Consider the following 23,008-nt stretch of genomic DNA (forward strand, 5'->3'; position numbering starts at 1 on the left):
CGTACTTTCTATTGATATGTCAGGAGATTTCCATCCACTAAGTTTATCCGACAAAATGAAAACACCATGAAAAAAGTATTTTTATCAATCATTCTTATGGGTGCTTTGATAGGCTTCTCCAATGCACATACTGTAAAAAAAGCAGTTAACCAGTCCGCAACCCTGCAAAAACAGACCTTCGGGGTTGTTTCATTTACAGCACCCAAAGGCTGGCAACAACAGCAAAACGACGGTGGTGTTCAGTTATCGGTTAACGATAAAAAAAGCGGCGGGTATGCCATTGCTGTTATCACAAAAGCTATGGCTTCTGCAGCATCTGTCAATGAAAACTTCCATAATGACTGGAATAGACTGGTAAAAGTCAACGTACAGGTAAATGGTGAACCGGTGATAGAACCACCCGTAAAAGAAAACAACTGGGATGTGGTCTCCGGCACTGCCAACTATACGGAAGGGGGCAGTCAAGGTGTCACGACCCTCCTTACCGCCACCGGCGGCGGACAAACAGTGAGTGTACTGGTGATGACCAATACAAAGCAATATCAAAACGAGTTGATGGCATTTCTTAATTCACTGGAATTGGTAAAGGCTTCGGAAAATGAGGCAGTTAATACAACAAAGCCTAAAGGCAGTCCTGGCAAAGGCACAGTAGTGGGTTTGTGGAGCGATAATCATCTGGAAACAAGTGGCTATTCCAACGGGTTTCCGCAATATACTGCCGGCTATTTCAGACGTGAATATTTGTTTAAAGACGACGGGACCTACGTTTTCCGCTTAAAAAACTGGTCGGTATATCTGAAAGAAATACTGTTTGCTTATGAAAGCGGCACTTATGTAGTTCAGGGTAATCAACTTACCATTATTCCCAAACAAGGCAGAGGCGAATGGTGGAGCAAAAAAGATAATAACACCAAACTTTGGGGCAACAGGTTAAAAGCATCCGATTATAAGTTAGAAAAAACGGGTTATACTTTTGAAATAAAATATTACTCCGGAAGTAATGATTATGCTCTGATTCTTAACCCGAAAAAAAATACCGAAAGAGACGGTACTTATAGTAATCAAAATGGTTTTTCATACATATGGAGATCAACGGGAGAATCAGTTATCGATAACGCACCCGGGTTTTGAACACAAGTATTTGACAGGATTTCAGGATTGACAGGATGGGTTGGGGGCTGTCGATAGTAAGTATGTGGAGCGAGCGACCGGTAAGATTGAAGCAGCGACCAACATAGTTGAGTGAGAGACCGGAATAATTGAGCGAGCGACCAACATTCCTGAACAACCGGGGTCAAATGGATGAATGGTGTAATCACTTCCGAAGATTCTATCCTGGTTTTTTTGAGAGGATTTCAGGATGGACCGGATTAAATTACCTTGGTTTCCGGCTGATGGGAAGGAGGCCCGGCTCAAATGCTTTACAAACATCAAAATAAAAAGTCTTGCAGCCCCTTCGCACAGACATTCCAGGTTCATTTCTGCTAACACTCTCTGTTTCAGTCAAACGATACTGCATTAAAGCCATTTCTCTACAAGTTTTTCGTTATTTTATTCTTTCAAGACAACCTCAAAGAGGTATCAGGCATCTGAGAATAGTTTTAAATTCATTTTCCAGTTAAATAGAAAAACATTGCTTCTTTTTAACCTGACTGCATTCAAACTTAAAAAGAGAATAAAGTTAAATGCGAAAGATAGATCCGAGTCACCTCTAAACGATAGCAAATAAATCTATGAAGCCTTCTTTTCAATATAAAAAATATGACTTCCTCGATAACACAGAACTATTTTCATCAGAAAATGAAACCTCCTATTTTCCCTTTCATTTTCACGACTCGTATTGTATCTCACTGATAACCAATGGCACAGAGTTATTTTTAACCCCAGAGAAATCCTCTTACGCCGTCGCCGGATCAATAAGCATCACACAGGCTAATGAAGTCCACAAAAACAGCTCTCTGGACAACAGTGGTTACAGTTATCAAACTTGCTATGTAAGCCCCGACGTGTTGACTTATTTTAATCAGAACAAAAAAATTGAAGGTTTGCCCGGGAACATTAACGATACAAATCTCTTTTTTGCGATAAGTGAGCTATTTAATGGAAAGCAAACGGACAAAACAGATTTTGAATTGGTTTTCCGTAAACTGACTCAATATGCATTAAAAAAAGAAGACGATAAAGTACCCTCATTCGAACTTCTGGATGAACTTGCTTCCAGGATACCATTCACACCTTTCAGTCTGGATTGGTTATGCAGGGAATTTTGCATGAGTAAATTCCATTTCATCAGGGTATTCAAAAAAGCGAAAGGTATTACGCCTCAGGCATACGTTCTGATTAAACGGCTGGAGCAAGCCAAAAGGCTGCTATTAAGGGGTGAAGAAAGTAAAGAAGTAGCATTATTGACCGGGTTCTATGACGTAACTCATCTCAATACGGCATTTAAAAGATTCTTTGGAATAAACCTGATGATGATCAAAAATAGCAATATTATACAATAATGTCATTATCGCTGAGCATACCTTTGAGAAAAAAAATACTCAAAAGATGAAAAGAACAGCTATTACGGTTATCCTGATTTTTATTACCTGTTACGTCAAAGCCCAGTATGAAGTCAGACTCTCTTCAAAAGTGACGGCGGGGACCAGCGTCAATGTTGAGACTTACTTTTTTGCAGAAAAACTCGCTGTAGAGAGAATCGGGCACTATGTTTTCGACATCAAAGGGACAGATTATTCTCACCAGCCCATGGTCCATTTCGGGTTTAAGCATTTCAGCCGGTATCAGGATGATCCGCTCATCGTCAGGATTGCTGAGATACTCAGGCAACTGAGGGATACTTTCCATGATAACGGCCCGATTATGGACCATTTGTTAAATCAGAAAGATTTTCCTGCGGTGGGTGCCCGTTATGTTCTTAAAAAAACGACGCCCCCTGATCCGAAATCAGGTAGATTACTTGCAGAGCTCACCGATAGTTTAAGGAGTTTTTATATCCGGGCCGATGTGGCGGGGTTTATGAAAAAACATAAGGCCTTCTACGATGGGGCCCTGAAAGAGGTGTCTAAAGATATCCATGCCCGGGCATTCCCTTATATGGAAAAGTGGTACGGCAAGTCATTTCCTCAGTACCGGCTGTTTATCTCCCCTGCCATGCCCATTACGCCGGGAGACGACAACTACCGGGGATTCGGCCCCCGGATAGCTTCTTCAAAAGGCAAAATCCCTTCTATGGTCATCAGCTCCAGTAAAATGCTGCCCCTTCAAAACAGCCTTGCTGACTACCCGCAGTTCGGATTTGATAATCCTGCCGTGACAAGCTTCCTGTCTTTCCATGAAATCAGACATTCGTTTGTTAATCCGCTCGTGGATAAATACGCAGACCAGATCAACGGCGATTCTATTTTATATACCCCTGAGCTGGCGAAATTACTGCAACCGCACTATATTAATGACTGGTATGTATCAGTGGTGGAGCACCTCGTCAGGTTAGGAGAAATCCGCATTGCGGTATCCATGAAAGATCACAAGGAAGCAGAACGTCTGAGAAAACTGCATATTAAGGAATACAAATGTGTGCTGATTCCTTTGCTGGAAACAAAAATCAGGGAGTATGAGCTCAACAGGAAAAAACACCCCGATTTTGAAAGTTATGTTCCGGAGCTGATGAAGTTCTTACATTCACTATCACCACAGATCATTGATGAGCAGGCAGTAAAATACGGCGGGGGCTTGTGATGTTTTTTATCTGAAGGATCCTTATATTCATTAGTTTTCAGGCCAGTGCTGGTGAAATTGAAAATTCTCCTTAACTTAATCCTCAATCTCTGAGGATAGCGGTTAAAGAAATATTTAACGGGTACTAAACAAATTGTCAAATGAAAAATCTGATGCTGCCGGCAGCCTTATTCATTTCATTAAACGCTTTTTCACAGGACTGCATCCAGGAAGTGCTGAAGAAGCAGCCTGGCACCTGGAAAGCCGGCCCGCAGGGTTCTGTCAGGAATGTAAGTGCCCCCGACCTGGCAAAGGAAAAGCTGGTCATAAGCTCCATCCGGAAGATGGTCAGTACAAACTATCAACCTGCAGGCTGCCAGGTTTCAACCAGCGAAGTCTACGGCAAATATCCCGAAGCCGGTCAAACCTGGATGGCAGATCCCTATCATTTTGCTATGTACATACTCCGGTACTTATGCGACAAAAACAGTGCTGATAAATCAAAACATTATGTTGAGGTTTCGTCCTCTACCAATGTCAATATCGCAGCGAATGTGATTTTTTCATCCGGTAATATCTATGCGGCGACCATTCCCGAAGATGATTTCAGAGGATATCTGAAATTGAAACAAAGACCGCAAAAGAAAGAGGGTGCCTGGTATATGGGCGAAGAGCTGATCAGCGACGGGGGCTCAGCCCGGGAAACGAGGGCATACAGCTGGCTGATCACCTATGATGATGCCCTTCCCTTTTACTATGTAAGCCGTAAGGAATATTTACTGCTGCAAAAGAAACGGCTGGAAAAGGCGGTGAAAGACGATTCAGGCAATAAACTGTACAATGACAAATACTTTAAAAATATCAACGATTACCTGACCAGATCAGAAACAGAGTTGAATCAGCCCGCCATTTGTATGTGGAATGATGAAGAACGGTTTACGGGCTTTGTTGAAGAAAACACGAAAGGATCTTTCATTGCGATTAAACCTAACCTTGCTTACTATAATACAAAACTCCCTAAATCTTCACCGCAGTTTTTCACGGTAGTATACAAATTCACCCATGGAGACCCGGTATTTGAGGAAAATATCTCCGGTATACAAAAAGCAGTGAACTTTACCGCATTAAAAAACATGCTGGGAAAATGAAGGGCTTATTTCAAAGTACTGACTATCTTTGAGACACAAAAGTATGCCCTATGATCCCCTATCTTTTCATTTATTTATTTGCTGCGGGCAGTGCTTTTCTATTGGCCTTTGTCATATTTATAAATGCTGACCATGCCAACCGCAGGGCCAACAGGTGGTTCAGTCTCTTCCTGGTCTCAACCGGATTTGCATTGACGGGGTATTTTATCTGGCATGAAGAAGAAATACCGAAAAACACCATGCTCCTTCCCTTGTCTGAAATCACACGTTTTACTTTAGCTCCTGCTTTGTACCTGAGCGTCTGGCATTTCACGCATCCTCAGAAAATGAAGCGGGGTCTTGTAGTATGGCATATTTTACCAGCCATCCTGTTTTTTATTTTTTCGTTGCCATCGTTTTTTACCGGTTTTGAGTCTTTTGATTCCCTGGCCGGCAGACGGTTTATTCCGGAAACACTTTCCCGGCCCCTCGGGCATGTCATGACTTATATTATCCCCCTGCAGTTTTTCATGTACTGGATTGCCTCTTTCCTGCTTCTGAAAAACCACCGCGGGCAAATCCTGCTGTTCACTTCCGACACCCGGAAAATCAACCTGAAATGGCTCAACGGCCTGCTTTGGATCATCACGGCAATGATGCTGTTGTGGTTTAACCAGATATTCTTCAAGTCGAATTTACTCAGTCATTATGCCGTTTACGGATACCTGTCCATTATCTTCCTGCTGACTTATTTTCTGCTGACACAAAAGGAAGTCTTTTCACTGGCCGAAACGGACAAAGAGGCCATCCGGGAAGTCCTGGAAACTCCGCAACCGGCTATCCCGAATAAACCACGGCTGGGTAAGGAAGAAGTGACGCCACTAAAAGCGGCCCTCGACCGGCTTTTAACCGGAGAGAAAGTCTATACCGAAGAAGGCATTGACTTACCTCAGCTGGCCAGATATATGAACATCCCGGTCAACGACCTTTCCTATGTGATCAACGAAGGCTATGGAATGAACTTCTTCAGTCTTATCAACAGCCACAGGGTTGAAGAAGCCAAAAGACTAATGCTTTCGCCTGCTCATCAGCACCTGAGTGTATTGGGTATAGCCTATGAAGCGGGTTTCTCTTCGAAAACCACTTTCAATGATGCCTTTAAAAAACACACCGGGCAGACGCCCTCAGAGTTTATAAAAAGCACTAAAAAACCATAAACAGGTCCGCTTGTATCCATCCGGACGATTGTACTGGTCCATTCTCCGAATATTGTGTGTAAAAAAACACTGATAAACATCATTATGGAGAAAACATCATTAAGCAGCAAAATCGCAGCCGGACTGGTCAGCGGCCTTGTGTCAGGCATGGCTTTTCTGAGAATCGGCCGGAAACATCTGAGCGAATGGATACCCATGCCTGCCATCTGGGCCCTGGCCTGGGCTTTCGTTCTGGCCGGGTTGATCCTGGCATTGGCTATGCACCGGAAAGAAAAGAAAAACCTGGGCGACAACACCAAAGGCCTTCTTCAGAGGATCCTCATTTACGCCCTGGCCCTGGATTTATCTATGTTCGGGTGGCAGAAAATCCTGCATCTGCAGATGATCGTGCCGCTGGGCATGATGGACAATCCTCTGAACAGCCTGGGTGGAGAAACCTTATTGTGGGCATTCTTTAAGTGGTCGTATCCATTTACGGTGACTATTGCCACTCTACAAATTGTATGCGGCACGCTACTGCTGGTCCGGAAAACCCGCCTCCTGGCTATTATTATGACCGTACCGATCATGGTCAATATCATTTGCATGGATTATTTTTATGAAATGCCCCGGGGCGTACTTATCCACGCCTTGGTACTGTTTACGGGGCTGGTTTACCTGCTTTTACAGGAGTATACAGGATTAAAAACAATATTCCTGGCCCCCATGCAGGGCCTCAGTTCTTTCCATGCCTCCTGGCGTCTGAAAACCGGCGTTAAGCTTTCTGTTTTTGTTTTGCCTGCACTTTTCCTGTCTACTTATGATTATCCGGACAAACACCCGCAGCTGACCGGAAAATACCAGGTGGAGGATTTGCAGGTCAATGGTCAGCACCGGAAAGCGGTCTCACCAAAGGACAGTGTTCTGACGACCGTGTATATGGACCTGGAGAATGATTTTGTCTTTGAGTTCAACGATTACCGCTACAGGTATATCGGCACTTATATATATCAAAACGATTCGCTGACGGTTAAATGGAGGCATCCGGAAAATACGACAGATTCATTTTCAGGCAGATTGTCCGAAGAGAAAACCGGGTTGATTTTGCGGGGAAAAATGAGAGGCCAGGAATTGGAAATGAAGCTGGTCAGACAAAAATAAAAGTAAGGGACTGTCCATTTTTTAAGACAGTCCCTCCCATTATACAGCTTCAATAAAGCTTTTTTTAAGATTCGTATGCTGCAGATAGGCCATCAGAGCTACCCACCCGGCCACGGCTGTAATGAGCAGGTAACCGGTCATAGACAGCCCGAAAGACTGTGACACGACAATGACCATACTCATAACTACCCATGAAATATCAAGAAAGATAATGGTTTTTACCAATGAGGCAGCCTGTACTTGTTGATAAGAAGCATAAAACACCAGCAAAGCAAAGGCGAAAAGGAAAATACCTGTGGCTATAAAAGGCCATCTCTGGTTGACATTAAAAATATGGGTGATCATGCCTGGAATGGCGATCAACAAAATCCCGGTGGCTCCTGAGCTTAGAGCATTGACTAAAAGGACGTTTTTAAGTGTTTTCATTTTTGTTATTTTTTTATCAAAATTACCTGGGTTTATCTCCTCAGTATTGATAAATTGCGACAATTTAAAGCACCTTGTCAAAATGGATATACTGGCTTTACATCTGCAATCCTTCATAGACTATGGCCGACTGAGGAATATCAGAGACAATGGCTTAATCAGAGAATTTGAATCATCAGCCACTCCGATGATAGGCCGGGAGCTTTTCTATGAAATACTGGACAGTATTCATAATACGCTTAAAGACGACTTACTGGGCATAAGAGTCGGCCGGTTTCTGAATCTGAGTGCTTTGGGACTTATTTACCAGATATCGATGCAGGCAAGCACGATGGAGGAAGGCATCCATTATCTGAAGAGTTTTATTGATGCTACCATTCCGATTATTCACATGTCAGATGAGACTGTCGGAGACAAACATATCATCAGCCTGAAAATTGATAATGATCAAAAAGAACTCAACCGCATGATCCTGGAGAGCGTACTGACGATCATCTCAAAAGAATTGATGATGATGAGCCAGAAAAGTATGGAGATCCGGATATCTTCCCCCTGTCACCATGCAGGTTATCCCGAAATGTTTTACCTGGATGAAACATACAGCATCAGTTTTCCTGATGTTGCGTTAAAAGGAGCTGTCAAAAATCAAAGCGACAAGCATCTCGACTACCTGATTCCGCAATATCTTAAAATGATAGAAGAATTAAAGAGGACTGAGGATTTTGTAAACAAGGTGAAAATAGCCGCTTTAAACATGGCCACTCCTGCCCTGCCCCGTCTGGAGGACATTGCTGATAACTTTAACCTGACCCCCAGAACGTTCCAGAGAACCCTGGCCAAAGAACAAACGACCTTCAGGCAGGTGGCGGATGATCTGAAAAAAGACATCTCTTCGCTTCTGCTGAGAAACAAGCAGTATTCGGTTACAGACATCAGCTATTTACTGGGTTATTCAGAGCCTGCGGCGTTCTTTCACAGTTTCAACAAGTGGTATGGTGACCCACCTGCTATAGTGAGGAGCAGGATTCTGAAGGCAGGTTAATGCGGCCTTAAATCACCTTAGACCAGCTTGTTCTTTACAATACCTAACAGTCTCTATCACAGAAATAAGGTTGCTGGGTTTGTCCTCCGCGTCACGTTCGATGATGATGTGGCCTTTGAATTGCTGTTTTTTCAGTTCTTTAAAAACTTCGGGAAAATTGACTACACCTTTGCCCACAGGTACGTCCTTCAGTTGAGGGTCATTGTAAGCAGCAATGTCTTTGAGGTGTATGGCTATGATATGGCCTTTTAATGCCTTGATGCCATCCACGGGATTGATGCCGCTTTTGGGCCAGTGCCCCAGGTCAGGACAAGCCCTGAAATTCGGATGGCCCTTTAATGCAGACAACACAGCATCAGGGTGCCAGTACTGGCTGTTGTCTTTCCAGTGATTGTGCAGAGCCACTTTGATGCCGTAAACCCCTGCCAGGCTGTCTATGCTGTTTAATAAATGCATTTGTGGCTCGGCGGTTACGTACTTAACATTAAACCTTTTGGCGATCCGGAATTCTTTTTCCCATTTTTCGACCGAATGGCCACCTACAAGATAAACAGATTCCATGATCAAACCTCTTTCTCTGATGAGCCGGGCAAGCTTGTCGATTCCGGAAGGTGACAGGTTCATGATCAGGGAGTCTTTCAACTCCGGCCCTGCTTTGGCAAAAGTGTATCCTTCGATGTATTTCAGCCCTGCACTGTCAGCTTTGGCCAACTGATCGGGAAAAGAAAAGGTATGGAAAGTGTATAAGGATACGCCTGGTTTCCAGGAAGAAGTTATTTTCTGTCTGTTATCCGATTGACCAAAAACAGAAATTGAAGTAATAAAAAAAGACATTACCCAAATGACGCACTTCCGGGAACCTGCATGTTTAGTCATATTATTATCTGCACTTTTTGTTTCCTAATCCGGTATTCAAGCTCCAACTCTATTCCCCCTAATCTATACTTAAAAATATTCAGCTATAAAAATCAAAGGAAAAGGAGTACAAAAAAATACGATAACGCAAACCATAATTCTCTGACTCCAACTTTTAAAATTATTGATCTTCATAAAATTAACCATTGAGACTATCATAGACAATATCCAGAGGCCGGGCCAGACAAATATTGGAATAACCCAGTCAGCCAACTGTTGTCCGTTATGACTTACAAACTGCTTCGATAATAGTGTTAAGCCATTGGCAGCGACGGCTATAAAAATCAGGAGATAAATCCGTTTTGAATCTTCTATTTTCATAATAAAACAGTTTTAAGATCAATCACCCAGGTGTTTTATCCTACCAATAAATGATCCGGTGAAATTAAAGCAAAATTCCAAATTTCAACACAGTTTAGATGAAAAACCCCATCAAACAAAAAAATCAGGGCAAAGCCCTGACTTTCTGTTTTTATGGCTATATGTATGTTGAAGTTTACCCTGCTGAAACCCTGAGTCCCTGAGCCTTCCGCTTTGATTTTGCTTCTTTTTTCTTCTTTTTGCTTTTTCCCCACCAGATATAAAAACCGGTTATGGGAAGACTGGTAGCAATCAGACTGGCCAAAAAATACAATATCTTGGTCGGTATATTACCAATGGCCCCGACGTGCAGGGCATAATTGGTCCTTCTGAGCCATTTGCCTACGCCCAGTTCATCAATCTGAATTTCGGAAGAGGGCAATTGCTTTAAAGTATGCTGATCAAGGTAAACATACCTCCATGAGCCGTTGGCCATGTCGGTACACAAAGAAATAGGTTCTGAATAATGGTCAGGGAAAGATACGATGATGGCTTCTTTATTATAGACCCCGATTTTCTCCACGCCTGTCTTCCAGGCTTTGTCTACGTTTTCGATGCTGGCCAGCTTTGTTACATGGGTGGTATCAGAGTAAGGTCTGACGTACTCAGGCATGGTCCCGCCTCCCGAGGTGAGCCAGAAAACGCCTTTGGAAAACCAGCTGAAACCCATGATCAGCCCCGTAAAGGTGATGATCAGGGCAATGAACAGCGAATAGAATCCCAGCACATTGTGCAGGTCATAATTGACCCGCTTGAATTTGGCCTTCCACTTGATTTTAAAGCTTTTATCGGTATTGGATTTGTTCCATTTCTTCGGCCACCAGAGGACGATGCCACTGATGAGCAGAATTAAAAAGATTAAGGTTGAATATTCGACAATACCGGATCCGATTTCGTTTTCGAGCCAGAGACTGGTGTGTCCCTCCAGGATAAAATGGAAAAAGTCTTCGTGGTCTATCATGGCCACTATCTTGCCGGTATACGGATTAACGTAAACCGCCGAATCCGAATTAAGGCTGAAATGAGCAGTGCGGCCTTTGCCATGATACCAGACGCTGTGTATTTCCTTGCCAGGCATCGCCTTCTCAACCTCTTTGTACAGTACCGACGGCGGCAGTTCAGGTTTGTTTTCAGGATTTTCTGCAAACAGGTAAGGTAAAGTCAGGTCTTTGATCTCACTCTCAAAGACAAGGATGCACCCTGTAAAACTGACGATAACGATTACAATTCCTGAAGCGAGGCCAAGCCAGAGGTGTAGCCAGGCAAGTATCTTTTTTAGCATTATTCCGGGTAGTGTTAACCCGTCCCGGGAGCCGGGACGGGTTAATTAAAAATATTATCTCATTTTGTCCAGTCTGAGGATATAGTCATATCCCCCGATCAGCTCAAGACCTGTTTTAACAGCTCCGGTCGACATGTTGTATTCATATACATAGTCTTTGCCGGTTTCTGCATTGGTAATAAAATATACTTTGCCGTTTTCCACGATGACATTTTGCATGTAAGCGTCGTTGTCAAAAGGAATCTCCGTCAGTTTTTTCGTGATTTTACCTGTTTCAAGATTGAAGACCGCAAACCCGTAGATGTGCGTTGAAGTCACTGAGCGGTCGATGTATTTCAGGATGGCCTGGCCGTTTCCGATGTGCCACAGTCCTACGGCATCATGTCCGATAGAAGCTTTGTCTGCGTAATAAGTTGGATCAAGAACGGTTGTTCCGGCCTTGATGCGGTAAATAGCCGCCGGGGTGCTGGTCAGGTTACTCCACTCCACGTTGGTAGCGAAATAAGCATCTCCTTTCTCATCCACAAATGAACTTGACAACCAGATTTTGTTGGTTCCGGGACCCGCAGAACGGCTGTCGGTCAGTGTTTTTTCATATTTCAGGGTAGCATAGTCAATCACACCGATGTTGGTTTTATTCTGCCATGGTGCAGGCCAGTCGCCGGTGTAACCGAATTGCATGAACACTTTACCGTTAGTGTACTCGATGTTCCCAAGGCTTACATAATTATAACCTGTCGGAATGGCCGGCATTTCAAACACACCGTTAGTGATTTTCAGGGTTTCGGTATCCACTACCGAGTAATGCACTTTCTTCTGATCACCGTCTGTACCTACCAGGAACAAAGTTTTGTCGTTGATCCAGGTAAAACCGTCAACAGACGCCAGGTGGGTAAAAGGAACTTCGGCTACTGCTGTGTAAAGCTCTTTTTCATATTTGAATTTAGAGAACCTTCCTGTGGTGGCGTTATGATAGTAGTAAAAGCCACCTTTGGTAATGATACCATAATCCGATCTTCCGGTCACTTCAGCACCATGACCTGTCAGGTTGACAGAGCCTTCCGTCAGAGAGTTGGTACCCAGGATATACTGGGTCGTATTCGGCCAGCTGCCGATCTGCAGCCAGACCAGGTATTTTTCCTGTGTTTCATCTACGGGATCAGGAGAATCGCTTCCTTTTTCGCAGGAAGTGAACCCGACAAGAAGTGCTGAAAACGTGATCAGCAGAGAGAATTTAAATTGCTTAAACATGACGTATTGGTTATAATAAAATTTGAATTAAAATGCTGAATGAGGTTTACCTGATAAAATACCTGAGCTTGACCGCGTACGACCTGCCGGGTTTCTGTAATCTGAAATTGTCATAGGCCAGGTTGTCTGTGAAGTTTTTGCATTCCACAGAAATGTTGTACATGCCGTTTTTCCAGGAATTGGAAACGGAGGCGTTGTGTACAAACTGGTCCGGGATAATGCTCTTTCCGGCTTTATTGCCGAAGGCTTCCCAGGTCAGGTAAAACCAGTGAACGTATTGTGAGCCCAGGTTAAACTGCAGCCTTGAGTTCTTGCCGATGAGGTCGTTCTTCCCGATCATCAGGTCGGCGTTTCCGAACAGCCAGGGCTGGTTGGGAATTTTGTTCAGGTAAGTAGCTTCTATATTGTTTCCTGATGAGCCCACCGAATATTTGGTATTGTTGATGGCATTCTGGTAGCTGACGTTTAAATTGAAGTTGACCAGGTCGCCGTAGGTATATTTGATATCCCCTTCCAATCCGTCAATTTTCACTTTGGAAGTGTTTTCGAACCTGCTGACGCTCGAGTTGGAACGGTACACCACAGAGTAAATGAAGTCGTTCGCCTGCCTGTAGAACCACGACACTTCTAAAAATACTTTATGCTTGTTTACCCTGAACCCATAATAAGCTCCCAGGTTAAAATTCTGACTTGATTCAGGCTTCAGTTCGAGGTTAGCCACCACGGTGTAACCGTTACCGAACATCTCGCCTACTTCCTGCAGACGATAGGCTTTTTCATAAGAGACTTTCACGCCCAGGTCGCCTTTCAGTTTGTATCTCGAAGCCACTCCGTAGCCGTAGTTACTCTGGAAATCATTGGCCTGTGAATATTCCCCTGTAGCAGACACGTACCTTGACTGCTGCACGCCGATGCCGTAATATTTACCGAATAAAGTATAAGTCAGACGGTCTTCCAGGAGGTTATGCTGGTAAGCCAGACCCACAATATGTTTGGATAATATCCCCGGAATGTCCGCATGGTCGGTGATCAGCTCGTCGTAGTTTTCGTTTCTGAGGTGATCAAATGTATAGTTAAGGTTGATAGAATGATTTTTGGAAAGCCCGTAACTGAGGTTCATCCTGGAGAATGTCCTCGGCCGGTTGATGTTGGTAACGGACTTCGCCGCATTGATTTCACCGAGGCTGGTTCTGACCCTCGACCCGTCCCAGTAATACTTATAACCCGTGGTATCGGTGACGATGTAACTGTCTACCGATCGTGAAGCAAAAAGATTGACATTCAGCCCTTTGGTAAACAGATCGTCTTTTTTATATCTCAGCGTGGTGTTGAAGGCGTTTCCGTTTTTGGTAACGCCGCCATAGACCACGTCTTGTCTTGTTCCGGTCTGTATATGCTGGTCATTGGCCGAATAAGAAACCCCGGCGAACAGAACGTCCGCCCATTTTTTATTGACCACCCCAGCTTCCAGCTGCCCCATCACCGACATATACCGGTCATGAAACCTTCTGAAATCACGGTTCACGTATTTGTATTCTGTTTCATCCCAGATTTCCATACCTTTCATGAGGTAGTTGTTGTCGGAATAATTGTAGAACAGACTTCCTTTAACGATCAGGCCCTTCTTAGACGTTATCTGCCCGGTCAGGGCAGTCCTGTGGGTATTGAATGAACCGTAGCTGTAGCTGGCATCCAGGTAATTGCTGACACCCTGGTTCGTAATGATATTGACCGCACCGCCCAGAGCATCCGATCCCAGGTCTACCGGAACGACACCTTTATAAACCTCCATCCTCTCGGCCAGGTTAACAGGAATATTGTTGAGCGACATCGTGCTGCCCATGATTTCCATCGGCACACCGTCAATAAAAAACTTGACCGCCTTGCCTGAAAGTCCGTTGATGGAGAAATTAAAATCAGAACCCATGCCCCCTTCTTCACGCACCCTCACCCCGGCTGTTTTGTTCAGCACCAGGTTAAGGTCGGCGGTTGTGTTGGCATATTGTTTGGTTTCGATGGCGTTAACGGTAAAAGCCTGTTCTCTTGCTTTCTGGCTTTCGGTTTTACCGTAAACCCTTACTTCGCTGAGATCGGTTTGTGATTCTTTCAGGTTGAAATTCAGGGTAAGGTTCTGACCTGCCTTTACAGTGACGGCTGAACTCGCTTTCTCATAACCGATAAAACTGGCTTCAATGGTATAATTCCCCGGCTTTAGGTTTTTCAAGGCAAAAAATCCCGATTCATCAGTGAATGTCCCGGTGGTAGTGCCCTTTATCGCAACAGAAACACCTGGTAATCCTGAGTTATTCCCGCTTTTTGCGTATCCGGAAATGGTGGCTGTATTCTGAGCGTATAATTCAGCTGACCATAAGTGAAACACTGCCAGCAAACCTGTCATCAGGTATCTCTCCAATCGCATATTTTTAAGTAACATTAATGGTTTTGCCGGTTGTCAGGTCTGTCCTGAAACGGGCATATCAATGTTATAGTAGCTTAAAGCGGAGATTACCGAAGGTGGGAAAGGAAATATTTTTAAATTTCTGAATTACTTTATTCAAAGCTCGTCAATCCTCAGGATGTAGTCGATTTCACCTTCGAATTTCATGCCTCTTTTAAGGGTTTTGGTTTCGGGATTGTAGGTCCAGACATAACTGCCTGCTGTGTCCGAATTAATGGTGATATAAGCGATACCGTCTTTGTAGATTATACACTGTCTTGCAGTACCCTTGTCGAGCGGCAGGGCCAGTCTTTCTGCCTTTCCGGTGGCGAGTTCTACCACATAAAAATCAAAGTGGGCTACTTTATAATGGTCTTTCATGCCCGTAAACAGCCCTTTTCTTTCACTTCTGACGATGGCTTTGCCATTACCTATATACCAGATTCCGTAAGCATGATTCTGAATGGCAGAAGCAGAGATATTGATAAAAAAGGAAGAATCAGGGTGCTCTTCATTGCTTTTGATCCTGTAGATACCCGTAGGTTTATCCGGGTGGTTTCCCAGGGCGATACCCGGACAGGCTATGTAGTAAAAATCTCCTTTTTCATCAGTAAATGTAAACGGCTCTTCGGTATTGATCCCACCCGGATAAGTAGATTTCGTATCTTTAAATACCTGCAGGCAGATCATTTCCGGATATTTCAACACAGACACGTGGGCTGTATCGCTGGTCGTAAAGCCGTTTGTGCTGGTCGTATGATAGGTGTATCCCACAAAAAGTTTGTCTTTTCTCAGCTGTGCAAATCCGATAGACATCCAGTTGAATATACCTGCCGGAGTAGGAATATTCATCTCTCCAGTTTTAAGGACAAAATCAGGAACGCTTAATTTGGCATACAATGTCTTTTTGACGTGCTTATTGTAGGTAATCAGCAGCAGGCTGTCTTTTGCCACCCAATGATAGGTTTCGAGAAAAGAAAACCCGGGCAGCTTAACCGTATCCAGTTCTATCAGGTGATCCCCTTCAAGCCTGTACTTAAAAAAAGTTTCTGTCTTCCAATCCAGCCGGTAATAGAACCCGTCTTTCACGATCAGGTCAGACCAGACGTCTTTGATGGCTATTTTCGCACCGTCTGCAGGCTCAATGGCTTTGGCGTCCAGCGAATCTGTCTGTATGATGTACTCACTGCCATCTTTCATCATGGCATAAATGCTATATTTTTTCGGGGAATTTTCATTCGGGGAGGAACAACCGGCAACAGCCAGAAAAAAAGGCAACGCCAGGAGAACAAACTTTTTAAACTCAGTCATTAAGCATTAAGGGTCAAATATTAAACTGGTGCATGAGCTGGCGTTTCATAAGCGGCGGCAGGCCCATCAGGGAGCCGTCGTCCAGTATGAGCACTTCACCGGGATTGGAGCTGCTTTTATAATTCAAAGCAATATAGGTCAATCCTTTTTTGAGATAATGTTTTTCATTGCTCAGTTTATTGACTTCGCAGGTGCCCTGGATGGTCAGTGTCAGGTCTTTTTTCGGGTTGATCATCACCGCCCCGCAAAAATCAATGACGCCATTTTTATTATTGATCTCCACATTACTGTTGGGTCCTACAGAAATGGTATATTCAGAAGCCTCGAGGTCTTTGTTGACGGTTTCAGAAGTATTTTTCACGACAATGATATTGCTTGAATTAACACCTTTGTTTTTAAGAAAAAAGAAGGTCATTCCGGCGGCACCTACCAGCAAAACAGCGGCTGCCTGCCGCCACACCGATCTGCGGGCCGGACTGAAAACAGAAACCTGCTCCTGCTTTTCTTCAGGGAGAATGACGGCTATTTCATTCCAGATATCATCACTGAATTGTTCTTTACTGATCTCAGAAGGCAATTCAAATGCTTCGTCCACAGCATCGCTGTTCAGCCAGTTTTCTACCGCTTCCTTTTCACTGGGCGAACACAGGCCGTCGTGGTACTTTTCAATCAGTTCTTTGCTTATTCTCATTTAAGCGGGGAGTTCCTTTTTAGTAAAAGTAGCATAAATAAGCATTTACCGCAAGTCTGTCATAAAAACTACGAAATATACGCTGAGAGGCTCGTCCGTAATGTGCTGAGTGCACGGGTGATATGGTATTCAACGGCCCTTTCAGAAATGAGCAGGCTTGAAGCGATTTCTTTATTCGACAGCCCCTGTTCGCGGCTCATTTTAAAGACCCTTTTGCACTGGCAGGGTAAAGTATCCACCAGCAGTTCCACCTGGTCCTTCAGGCTGTTAAACATGATTTCGTTTTCCGTACAGTTTTCGGAGCTGCAGTAGCCTGCAGACATGATCTCGCAGTGTTTTTCCCTGGAACGGGTGTTCCTGATGTACTCAAACACCTTGAATTTGGCGGACCTGACGAGGTAATGTTCTATCGACACCCTGATTTCAAGCTCATCTTTACGCTCCCATAATGATTTGAAGATGTCCTGTACCATACCTTTGGCGGGTTCGGTTTCGCCGATATGATGATAGCAGATAGAAAATACCTTTTCCCAGTAAAGCAGATAAATCTGTTTAAAAGAATTCTGGTCGATCCTGAAAATGATATTATTTGGAGCGTTTTCCGGCATTTACTGAGTTTCTATCTGCACTGATAGTTTCACAAAGATAGCATCTTATTTAAACTAATTCCAAATAATATTCAAATCAATTCCACGATTTTGGGAATGCCGCCCTTCCCTGGTCACCGGCCCAGGCCCTTAAGAGCTCCGAAGAAAGACTTAGCCTGTTTACCGGGTTTTGGCTACAACAACAAGAGATTTGAACACTTTTCCCTAAAACCACTCTTGTACTTTTGTATCATCAATTAACAATTCACTTTAATAATCAATGGAAACCATCAAACAAATCAGATTAGGAAACCAGGGGCTTATTATACCTCCCATCGGGCTGGGTTGTATGGGCATGTCGCAAATCGCCGGAGCAGATATTTACGGGAAAGCAGATGAGGCCGAATCCATCGCGACCATCCACCGTTCCCTCGAACTGGGCGGCAATTTCCTGGACACAGCAGATTTATACGGCCCGCTGGCCAATGAAAGACTGATAGCCAAAGCCATCAAAGGCAATCGCGAAAAATACGTTATTGCCACTAAATTCGGCTTTGAAATAGATGAGAATGAGCAGCTTACCTGGAAATTTAACGGTAAAAAAGCCTATGTAAAAAAGGCTGTCGAACGCTCCCTAAAAAACCTGGGTACGGATTATATTGATTTATACTATCTGCATCGCCTGGACCCGGACACTCCTGTAGAAGAAACGGTGGGTGCCATGTCAGAACTGGTCAAAGAAGGAAAAGTAGGCTACATCGGGCTTTCTGAAGTTTCGTCAGCTACTATCCGGAAGGCTCATGCCATCCATCCGTTAACTGCCGTTCAGACCGAATACTCGCTCTTTGAAAGAAGTGTGGAAGAAGCCGGAATCACTAAAACGCTTAAAGAACTCGAGATCGGCTTTATCGCCTATTCTCCTTTAGGCAGGGGGTTTCTTTCGGAAGAGATCAAAAGTCCTGATGATTTTGCGGCCAATGACTTCAGAAGGGGGATCCCGCGTTTCCAGGGAGAAATGTTTTATAAAAACCTGGAGCTGGTGAATGAAATCAGGAAAATAGCACAGGAAAAACAAATAACCGCTTCTCAGCTGGCCATTGCCTGGACCATCGCCAAAGGTGCCGTTCCGATTCCAGGCACAAAGAGGGTGAAATACATTGAGCAGAATATTGCGGCAGCCTCTGTCAGCCTGACGGCAGAAGAGCTGGCCAAACTAGAAGCCATTATTCCATTAGGCACCATCACCGGCGACCGCTACGATACCAGCGGCATGCAGGCCGTAGACAATTAAACCCCGTAAGTGAACAGCAGGTACATTTTATCTGTTGTTCACTTAATGTTATCATGATGAAAAAAGAAGCTCCGTACCTGATCAATTCCATTTCAGAATTACACCGTATCCTGCAGTTACCTAAACCGTTGCACCCGATGGTCAGTGTCATTGATTTTGAACAGATCACCTGTTTCACAGATGAAAGTATCAAAAGTATGATGTACAATTTCTATTCGGTAAGCATCAAAAAAGGCTTTGAAGGTAAGCTGAAATACGGGCAGAATTTCTACGATTTTGATGAAGGCATCATGACTTTTTTGTCACCGGGGCAGGTATTCTCGGCGGAAACCAGTCCCGACCTGAAGCTTTCCGGCTGGTGGCTGATCGTTCATCCGGACTTCCTACGGAACTACACGGTAAGTAAAACGATAAAGGAATATGGTTTTTTCTCTTACGCCGCCAATGAAGCCCTGCACCTTTCAGAAAAGGAAGAACTCCAGGTAGCAGGACTTATGAAGAACATTCAGCAGGAATACGAGTCGTCGATCGATGCTTTCAGCCAGGATGTTATCATTTCACACATTGAGCTCATCCTCACCTATTGCAACAGGTTTTATAACCGCCAGTTTATTACCCGTAAAAATGCCGGCAGTGATCTCCTGATTCATCTTGAAGAATTATTATCCGATTACTTCAACAGCGAAAAGGTGCAGGAATCTGGCTTGCCGAGTGTTCAGTACATCGCAGAAAAACTGAATGTGTCGCCCAACTACCTCAGTGACATGCTTCGTGCCCTCACCGGACAAAGCACCCAGCAGCATATACACGATAAGCTCATTGAGAAAGCCAAAGAAGTGCTGACTACTACCTCTTTGAGTGTCAGTGAGATTGCCTACCGGCTGGGATTTGAATACCCGCAGTCATTCAGCAAATTATTTAAAAACAAGACCAGGAGCTCCCCGCTGGAGTTCAGGCATTCTTTCCTGAAAATCAGACCTGTGTGAAAACCCCCGGTATTACCTTATAAATCATTTGAGGGGCCGTAATAACTTCCCGGATTTTATTTCAATAGCTCTTTCAGGGCCCTGTCAAGCTGTCTGTCATTTCCGTTGATGTTATCTACAAATGTATTGATCACTTTGATATCCGGTTTAACACCATGACGGTCCAGGTCTTCCCCTTCCAGTGAATAACAGCCGAACGAGGGTACTCTGACCGAAGAACCGTCGACCAGCGTAAAAGGACGGGTGTATATTTCCCAGTGATAACTTTCATTGCCGATTACCTTTCCCAGTTTCAATCCCTTAAAACCAGTGGCAGTCATCTCACCGTCGCTCAGCGTCTGCTCATTAATCAGCAAAATTATCGGCTTGTCAGATGGGGTAAAATTCCCCTGTTTTGTCATTTTGCCCCCGCGGTATTTCCAGGAAGCGTAGGATTTCTGACTTAGAAATTTCAACAGTTCATCATGCATCTGTCCGCCATCATTATACCTCAGGTCCAGGATAAGGCCTTCTTTTCCTTCCAGTTCGCGGCTTATTTCTATGATAAATTGGTTGAAAGCAGCCCGTTCCACGTTTTCCATAAACACATAAGCTATCTTCCCTTTGCTTTTTTCAGTTACCCGTTTCTGGTTTCCGGCTATCCATTGAGCATAAAGGCTGGGAGAAATGCCATTCTGAGGATGAATCTTTACCGAAAAAAGATTATCGTTCCGCCTAAATGTAAGCTCAGTTTCATCCGCAAGAGAAGTCCGGGTAAAGTAAAAGTCACGACTCATGTTTCCTTCAACCCGGAAGCTGTCCACCTTTACCAGTTCGTCGCCTTCCATCACAGAGACGCCTGTTTTATCTGCAGCCGAGCCTTTCAGCACATGACTCACTACATACGGTTTTTCTTTATGGAATACGATGCCCGTTTCCATCGTGCGGACAGCCTCCGGCAAAAAATCTTCTTCACCGAAAGAGTTAAACCGCTGGTGTGAAGAATTCAGTTCACCCAGCATATCATGCATCAGTGTCCTGAAATCAGACCGTTTGTTTAGGAAAGGGAGGAAGCTGGCGTACTTATCCCTCATTTTTTTCCAATCTACCCCGTTGAATTGTTCATCATAAAAATTCTCATCGATTTTAGCCCAGGCATTGTAAAACACCTGGTTAAAGTCGTCCTGCAGTGTTCCCGGGAAATCGAAGTTCAGCTCTATCAGCTCCGCTTTGTTTTCATCCTCATTCAGACGATATATCTGGCCGTTTACCAAAGCAAACATTCCTTTGTCGTTTCCGGCCATGCTCAAACTCACTCCCCTGCTCTCTTTAAACCCGCTTACTTTTTCTGTTTTTTCTTCTTCAAACGGCCGGAGTGTCGTTCTCCAGACTGCCCATTTACCCTGATCCTGGTCACTGATAAAATAGAGGCTGGTTTTATCTCCTTTCTGAAATACATTTGACAGGTATTTTGAGCTGAACAAGTTACCCACCTGCTCCACTCTCTCCATGATATTGACCGTATCAATGCTGACCGCAATACCAGGATTATCCTTTTTTGCGATGTTTTTTTCTGACCTGAAAGGTCTGCTGAAATTTTGTAAAGGCAGGCGGTAAATACCCGGATTCTGCATACCATACGGAAAAGCGGGGTTCAGTCTTGAAGCGGTAAAATAAATATATTTCCCGTCAGGGCTCCATACAGGCCCGGTTTCCGTAACCCCCGTTTTGGTCAGGTTCATCGTTTTCCCACCCGAAATTTCGCACACAAAAATATCTTCCTCAAAATTCCGGTGAGCGGTATAACACACGTAGCGGTCATCAGGAGAGAAAAAGGGATCCGTTTTATCTGCCCAGATGGCCCAGATCTCATCTTTTACCAGCACCTTGCTTTGCATGGTTTTCAAATCCATCAGCCTGACCTCATCTCTTCCGCTCAGATAAACTCCCATGGTCATAGACTTATTGAAAGACAGGGAACGGTTGTTTCTCTGATCATCCGTCACACTTTTCAGGGGAGATTTGCCGTCGGCACCTATTGTGTACCAGTTAAGAAACCCTCCGGCAGTCTGATTAAAGAGCAGGGTATGGTTGTCGTTCAGCCATCTGACCTCTGAAGCTCTTTCGAATTTCCCCTTGTTTATCCGGGTTATGGAAGTTCCGTCTGCATTACTGACAAACAGCTCTCCTCTTGAAGTAAATGCCATTTTTTTTCCGTCCGGCGAAACATCAAATTTTGTAATATTACCTTTAATATTAAACTTTTTCTCAGCATTAAGACCGGCACCACGGGGCAGTGTGATGCTCAGCTTTTCACTTATCCCGGCTTTTACATCGTAGATAAACAACTGATAATCTTTCTCAAACACCACCCGGCTGCCTTCTGCATTTACCACCGCATTCCGGATGGAGGTACCAAACCGGGTGAGGCCCGTTTTCTTATTATTTTTAATGGTATAGAGATTTGCTTCCCCGTTTCCCTCATCAGAAAGAAAAAACAGGTTTCCTTGAGCATCAAAGGTAGCTCCATAGTCTTTTCCAATATAATCTGTGTATTTCCGGTACTGCTTTGTGACAGGGTTATAAGACTGTATATCCGGGTTAAAGGGTCCTTTATAACCTTTTCTCTGTACCAGGTAACTGCTTTCCCAGGTATTGTTAAAAAATATATCTCCGGTCAGGGGATGTTCTGCAAGCAGGTGGTCATTCTGAAAATAGTAATCGCCCAGTACCCTGACCGGGGTTTCTCCTTTCAGGCTGACTTTGTAACCTGACAAGGGTCCGTTACGGTCGGAGGTAAAATAGATAAAATCTGAATCCCGGCTCCAGGAATTGACCTCATCGGCAGCACTGTGAAAAGTCAGTTGCTTTATCTCTCCCGAATCTGCTGAGAGAATAAACACATCGGCATTACCGGATCGACGACCTGTGAACGCAATCCACCGGCCATCCGGTGAAAAACGGGCCCCGGTTTCATATCCGGGCATCGAGGTGAGTTTTTGGGGCTTCAGGGCATGGACAGAGGTAATCCAGAGATCACCGTCGTAACTGAAAACGACCGTACTGCCGTCAGGACTTAAACAGGGATAAGAAAGAAAAAAAGAGGCTTCAGAAGAAGACTGAGCTGATGACCGGAAAATAACCAGCCCGCATAAAATAAGTAACAGGGTTTGCTTTATCATCATAATATGGTTTGATAAGGCAAAGCTAAAACGGAACCGGAATACCAAATAGGATGAAATTATA

At 44.2% G+C, this 23,008-nt stretch carries 19 protein-coding genes; 9 read left to right on the forward strand and 10 right to left on the reverse strand.

Features of this window, described 5'->3' with window-relative positions; all coding sequences use genetic code 11:
* Nucleotides 1-66: 66 nt before the first annotated feature.
* The 6 genes from GVN16_RS01445 (at nt 67) to GVN16_RS01470 (ending at nt 7,204) form a co-directional block, all read left to right on the forward strand.
* Complete coding sequence (locus GVN16_RS01445) at nt 67-1,131, forward strand: hypothetical protein (RefSeq protein WP_166562051.1); 1,065 nt, start codon at nt 67-69, stop codon at nt 1,129-1,131.
* 602 nt (nt 1,132-1,733) lie between these two features.
* Nucleotides 1,734-2,504, forward strand: coding sequence for an AraC family transcriptional regulator (locus tag GVN16_RS01450; RefSeq protein ID WP_166562052.1), 771 nt, complete (start codon nt 1,734-1,736; stop codon nt 2,502-2,504).
* A gap of 46 nt (nt 2,505-2,550) precedes the next feature.
* A complete protein-coding gene (locus tag GVN16_RS01455) occupies nt 2,551-3,741 on the forward strand; it encodes a DUF4932 domain-containing protein (RefSeq protein ID WP_166562053.1) in 1,191 nt (396 codons plus the stop codon).
* Between the two features lie 140 nt (nt 3,742-3,881).
* On the forward strand, nt 3,882-4,868 hold the full coding sequence (locus GVN16_RS01460; protein ID WP_166562054.1) for a hypothetical protein: 987 nt from the start codon (nt 3,882-3,884) through the stop codon (nt 4,866-4,868).
* Nucleotides 4,869-4,918: 50 nt separating this feature from the next.
* Nucleotides 4,919-6,064, forward strand: a complete 1,146-nt coding sequence (locus GVN16_RS01465) for a helix-turn-helix domain-containing protein (RefSeq protein ID WP_166562055.1) — start codon at nt 4,919-4,921, stop codon at nt 6,062-6,064.
* Nucleotides 6,065-6,148: 84 nt separating this feature from the next.
* Entirely contained in the window at nt 6,149-7,204 is a 1,056-nt protein-coding gene (locus tag GVN16_RS01470; RefSeq protein ID WP_166562056.1) for a hypothetical protein, read from the forward strand.
* Nucleotides 7,205-7,243: 39 nt separating this feature from the next.
* On the opposite strand, the gene GVN16_RS01475 is transcribed toward GVN16_RS01470, so the two are convergent.
* A complete protein-coding gene (locus GVN16_RS01475) occupies nt 7,244-7,630 on the reverse strand; it encodes a hypothetical protein (protein WP_166562057.1) in 387 nt (128 codons plus the stop codon).
* Between the two features lie 82 nt (nt 7,631-7,712).
* On the opposite strand from GVN16_RS01475, the gene GVN16_RS01480 reads away from it, so the two are divergent.
* The gene (locus GVN16_RS01480; RefSeq protein ID WP_166562058.1) at nt 7,713-8,672 is read left to right on the forward strand and encodes an AraC family transcriptional regulator; all 960 of its coding nucleotides are present in this window, start codon (nt 7,713-7,715) and stop codon (nt 8,670-8,672) included.
* Nucleotides 8,673-8,684: 12 nt separating this feature from the next.
* Here GVN16_RS01480 and GVN16_RS01485 read toward each other — a convergent pair whose 3' ends face one another.
* The 8 genes from GVN16_RS01485 to GVN16_RS01520 form a co-directional block, all read right to left on the reverse strand.
* The gene (locus tag GVN16_RS01485) at nt 8,685-9,548 is read right to left on the reverse strand and encodes a sugar phosphate isomerase/epimerase (protein ID WP_166562059.1); all 864 of its coding nucleotides are present in this window, start codon (nt 9,546-9,548) and stop codon (nt 8,685-8,687) included.
* A 69-nt stretch (nt 9,549-9,617) separates the two neighbouring features.
* Nucleotides 9,618-9,908, reverse strand: a complete 291-nt coding sequence (locus GVN16_RS01490) for a hypothetical protein (protein WP_166562060.1) — start codon at nt 9,906-9,908, stop codon at nt 9,618-9,620.
* A gap of 175 nt (nt 9,909-10,083) precedes the next feature.
* Entirely contained in the window at nt 10,084-11,229 is a 1,146-nt protein-coding gene (locus GVN16_RS01495; protein ID WP_166562061.1) for a PepSY domain-containing protein, read from the reverse strand.
* Between the two features lie 54 nt (nt 11,230-11,283).
* Nucleotides 11,284-12,480 (reverse strand): DUF4374 domain-containing protein, encoded by a 1,197-nt coding sequence (locus GVN16_RS01500; RefSeq protein WP_166562062.1) that lies wholly within the window; start codon nt 12,478-12,480, stop codon nt 11,284-11,286.
* A 46-nt stretch (nt 12,481-12,526) separates the two neighbouring features.
* Complete coding sequence (locus tag GVN16_RS01505) at nt 12,527-14,914, reverse strand: TonB-dependent receptor (protein WP_229243995.1); 2,388 nt, start codon at nt 14,912-14,914, stop codon at nt 12,527-12,529.
* Nucleotides 14,915-15,034: 120 nt separating this feature from the next.
* Nucleotides 15,035-16,228, reverse strand: coding sequence for a hypothetical protein (locus GVN16_RS01510; protein ID WP_166562063.1), 1,194 nt, complete (start codon nt 16,226-16,228; stop codon nt 15,035-15,037).
* A 13-nt stretch (nt 16,229-16,241) separates the two neighbouring features.
* Nucleotides 16,242-16,919 (reverse strand): hypothetical protein, encoded by a 678-nt coding sequence (locus GVN16_RS01515; RefSeq protein ID WP_166562064.1) that lies wholly within the window; start codon nt 16,917-16,919, stop codon nt 16,242-16,244.
* A gap of 68 nt (nt 16,920-16,987) precedes the next feature.
* Nucleotides 16,988-17,527: an RNA polymerase sigma-70 factor gene (locus tag GVN16_RS01520; RefSeq protein ID WP_166562065.1), complete on the reverse strand. Its 540-nt coding sequence runs from the start codon at nt 17,525-17,527 to the stop codon at nt 16,988-16,990.
* Between the two features lie 259 nt (nt 17,528-17,786).
* Between GVN16_RS01520 and GVN16_RS01525 the strand changes: the two genes are divergently transcribed.
* Entirely contained in the window at nt 17,787-18,797 is a 1,011-nt protein-coding gene (locus tag GVN16_RS01525; RefSeq protein ID WP_166562066.1) for an aldo/keto reductase, read from the forward strand.
* Between the two features lie 56 nt (nt 18,798-18,853).
* Nucleotides 18,854-19,783, forward strand: coding sequence for an AraC family transcriptional regulator (locus tag GVN16_RS01530; protein ID WP_166562535.1), 930 nt, complete (start codon nt 18,854-18,856; stop codon nt 19,781-19,783).
* Between the two features lie 56 nt (nt 19,784-19,839).
* Here the strand turns inward: GVN16_RS01530 and GVN16_RS01535 are convergent, their stop codons facing one another.
* A complete protein-coding gene (locus GVN16_RS01535) occupies nt 19,840-22,947 on the reverse strand; it encodes a S41 family peptidase (protein WP_229243997.1) in 3,108 nt (1,035 codons plus the stop codon).
* Between the last annotated feature and the right edge of the window lie 61 nt (nt 22,948-23,008).

It is taken from the genome of Emticicia sp. CRIBPO (assembly GCF_009905725.1).
In the GTDB taxonomy this organism is placed as follows: Bacteria; Bacteroidota; Bacteroidia; order Cytophagales; family Spirosomataceae; genus Leadbetterella.

Coding starts and splice junctions, on each gene's coding strand:
- GVN16_RS01485 (WP_166562059.1), bottom strand. CDS start 9,548: ATGACTAAACATGCAGGTTCCCGGAAGTGCGTCATTTGGGTAATGTCT.
- GVN16_RS01460 (WP_166562054.1), top strand. CDS start 3,882: ATGAAAAATCTGATGCTGCCGGCAGCCTTATTCATTTCATTAAACGCT.
- GVN16_RS01450 (WP_166562052.1), top strand. CDS start 1,734: ATGAAGCCTTCTTTTCAATATAAAAAATATGACTTCCTCGATAACACA.
- GVN16_RS01445 (WP_166562051.1), top strand. CDS start 67: ATGAAAAAAGTATTTTTATCAATCATTCTTATGGGTGCTTTGATAGGC.
- GVN16_RS01505 (WP_229243995.1), bottom strand. CDS start 14,914: ATGTTACTTAAAAATATGCGATTGGAGAGATACCTGATGACAGGTTTG.
- GVN16_RS01525 (WP_166562066.1), top strand. CDS start 17,787: ATGGAAACCATCAAACAAATCAGATTAGGAAACCAGGGGCTTATTATA.
- GVN16_RS01470 (WP_166562056.1), top strand. CDS start 6,149: ATGGAGAAAACATCATTAAGCAGCAAAATCGCAGCCGGACTGGTCAGC.
- GVN16_RS01520 (WP_166562065.1), bottom strand. CDS start 17,527: ATGCCGGAAAACGCTCCAAATAATATCATTTTCAGGATCGACCAGAAT.
- GVN16_RS01510 (WP_166562063.1), bottom strand. CDS start 16,228: ATGACTGAGTTTAAAAAGTTTGTTCTCCTGGCGTTGCCTTTTTTTCTG.
- GVN16_RS01495 (WP_166562061.1), bottom strand. CDS start 11,229: ATGCTAAAAAAGATACTTGCCTGGCTACACCTCTGGCTTGGCCTCGCT.
- GVN16_RS01465 (WP_166562055.1), top strand. CDS start 4,919: ATGATCCCCTATCTTTTCATTTATTTATTTGCTGCGGGCAGTGCTTTT.
- GVN16_RS01530 (WP_166562535.1), top strand. CDS start 18,854: ATGAAAAAAGAAGCTCCGTACCTGATCAATTCCATTTCAGAATTACAC.
- GVN16_RS01480 (WP_166562058.1), top strand. CDS start 7,713: ATGGATATACTGGCTTTACATCTGCAATCCTTCATAGACTATGGCCGA.
- GVN16_RS01535 (WP_229243997.1), bottom strand. CDS start 22,947: ATGATGATAAAGCAAACCCTGTTACTTATTTTATGCGGGCTGGTTATT.
- GVN16_RS01490 (WP_166562060.1), bottom strand. CDS start 9,908: ATGAAAATAGAAGATTCAAAACGGATTTATCTCCTGATTTTTATAGCC.
- GVN16_RS01455 (WP_166562053.1), top strand. CDS start 2,551: ATGAAAAGAACAGCTATTACGGTTATCCTGATTTTTATTACCTGTTAC.
- GVN16_RS01475 (WP_166562057.1), bottom strand. CDS start 7,630: ATGAAAACACTTAAAAACGTCCTTTTAGTCAATGCTCTAAGCTCAGGA.
- GVN16_RS01500 (WP_166562062.1), bottom strand. CDS start 12,480: ATGTTTAAGCAATTTAAATTCTCTCTGCTGATCACGTTTTCAGCACTT.
- GVN16_RS01515 (WP_166562064.1), bottom strand. CDS start 16,919: ATGAGAATAAGCAAAGAACTGATTGAAAAGTACCACGACGGCCTGTGT.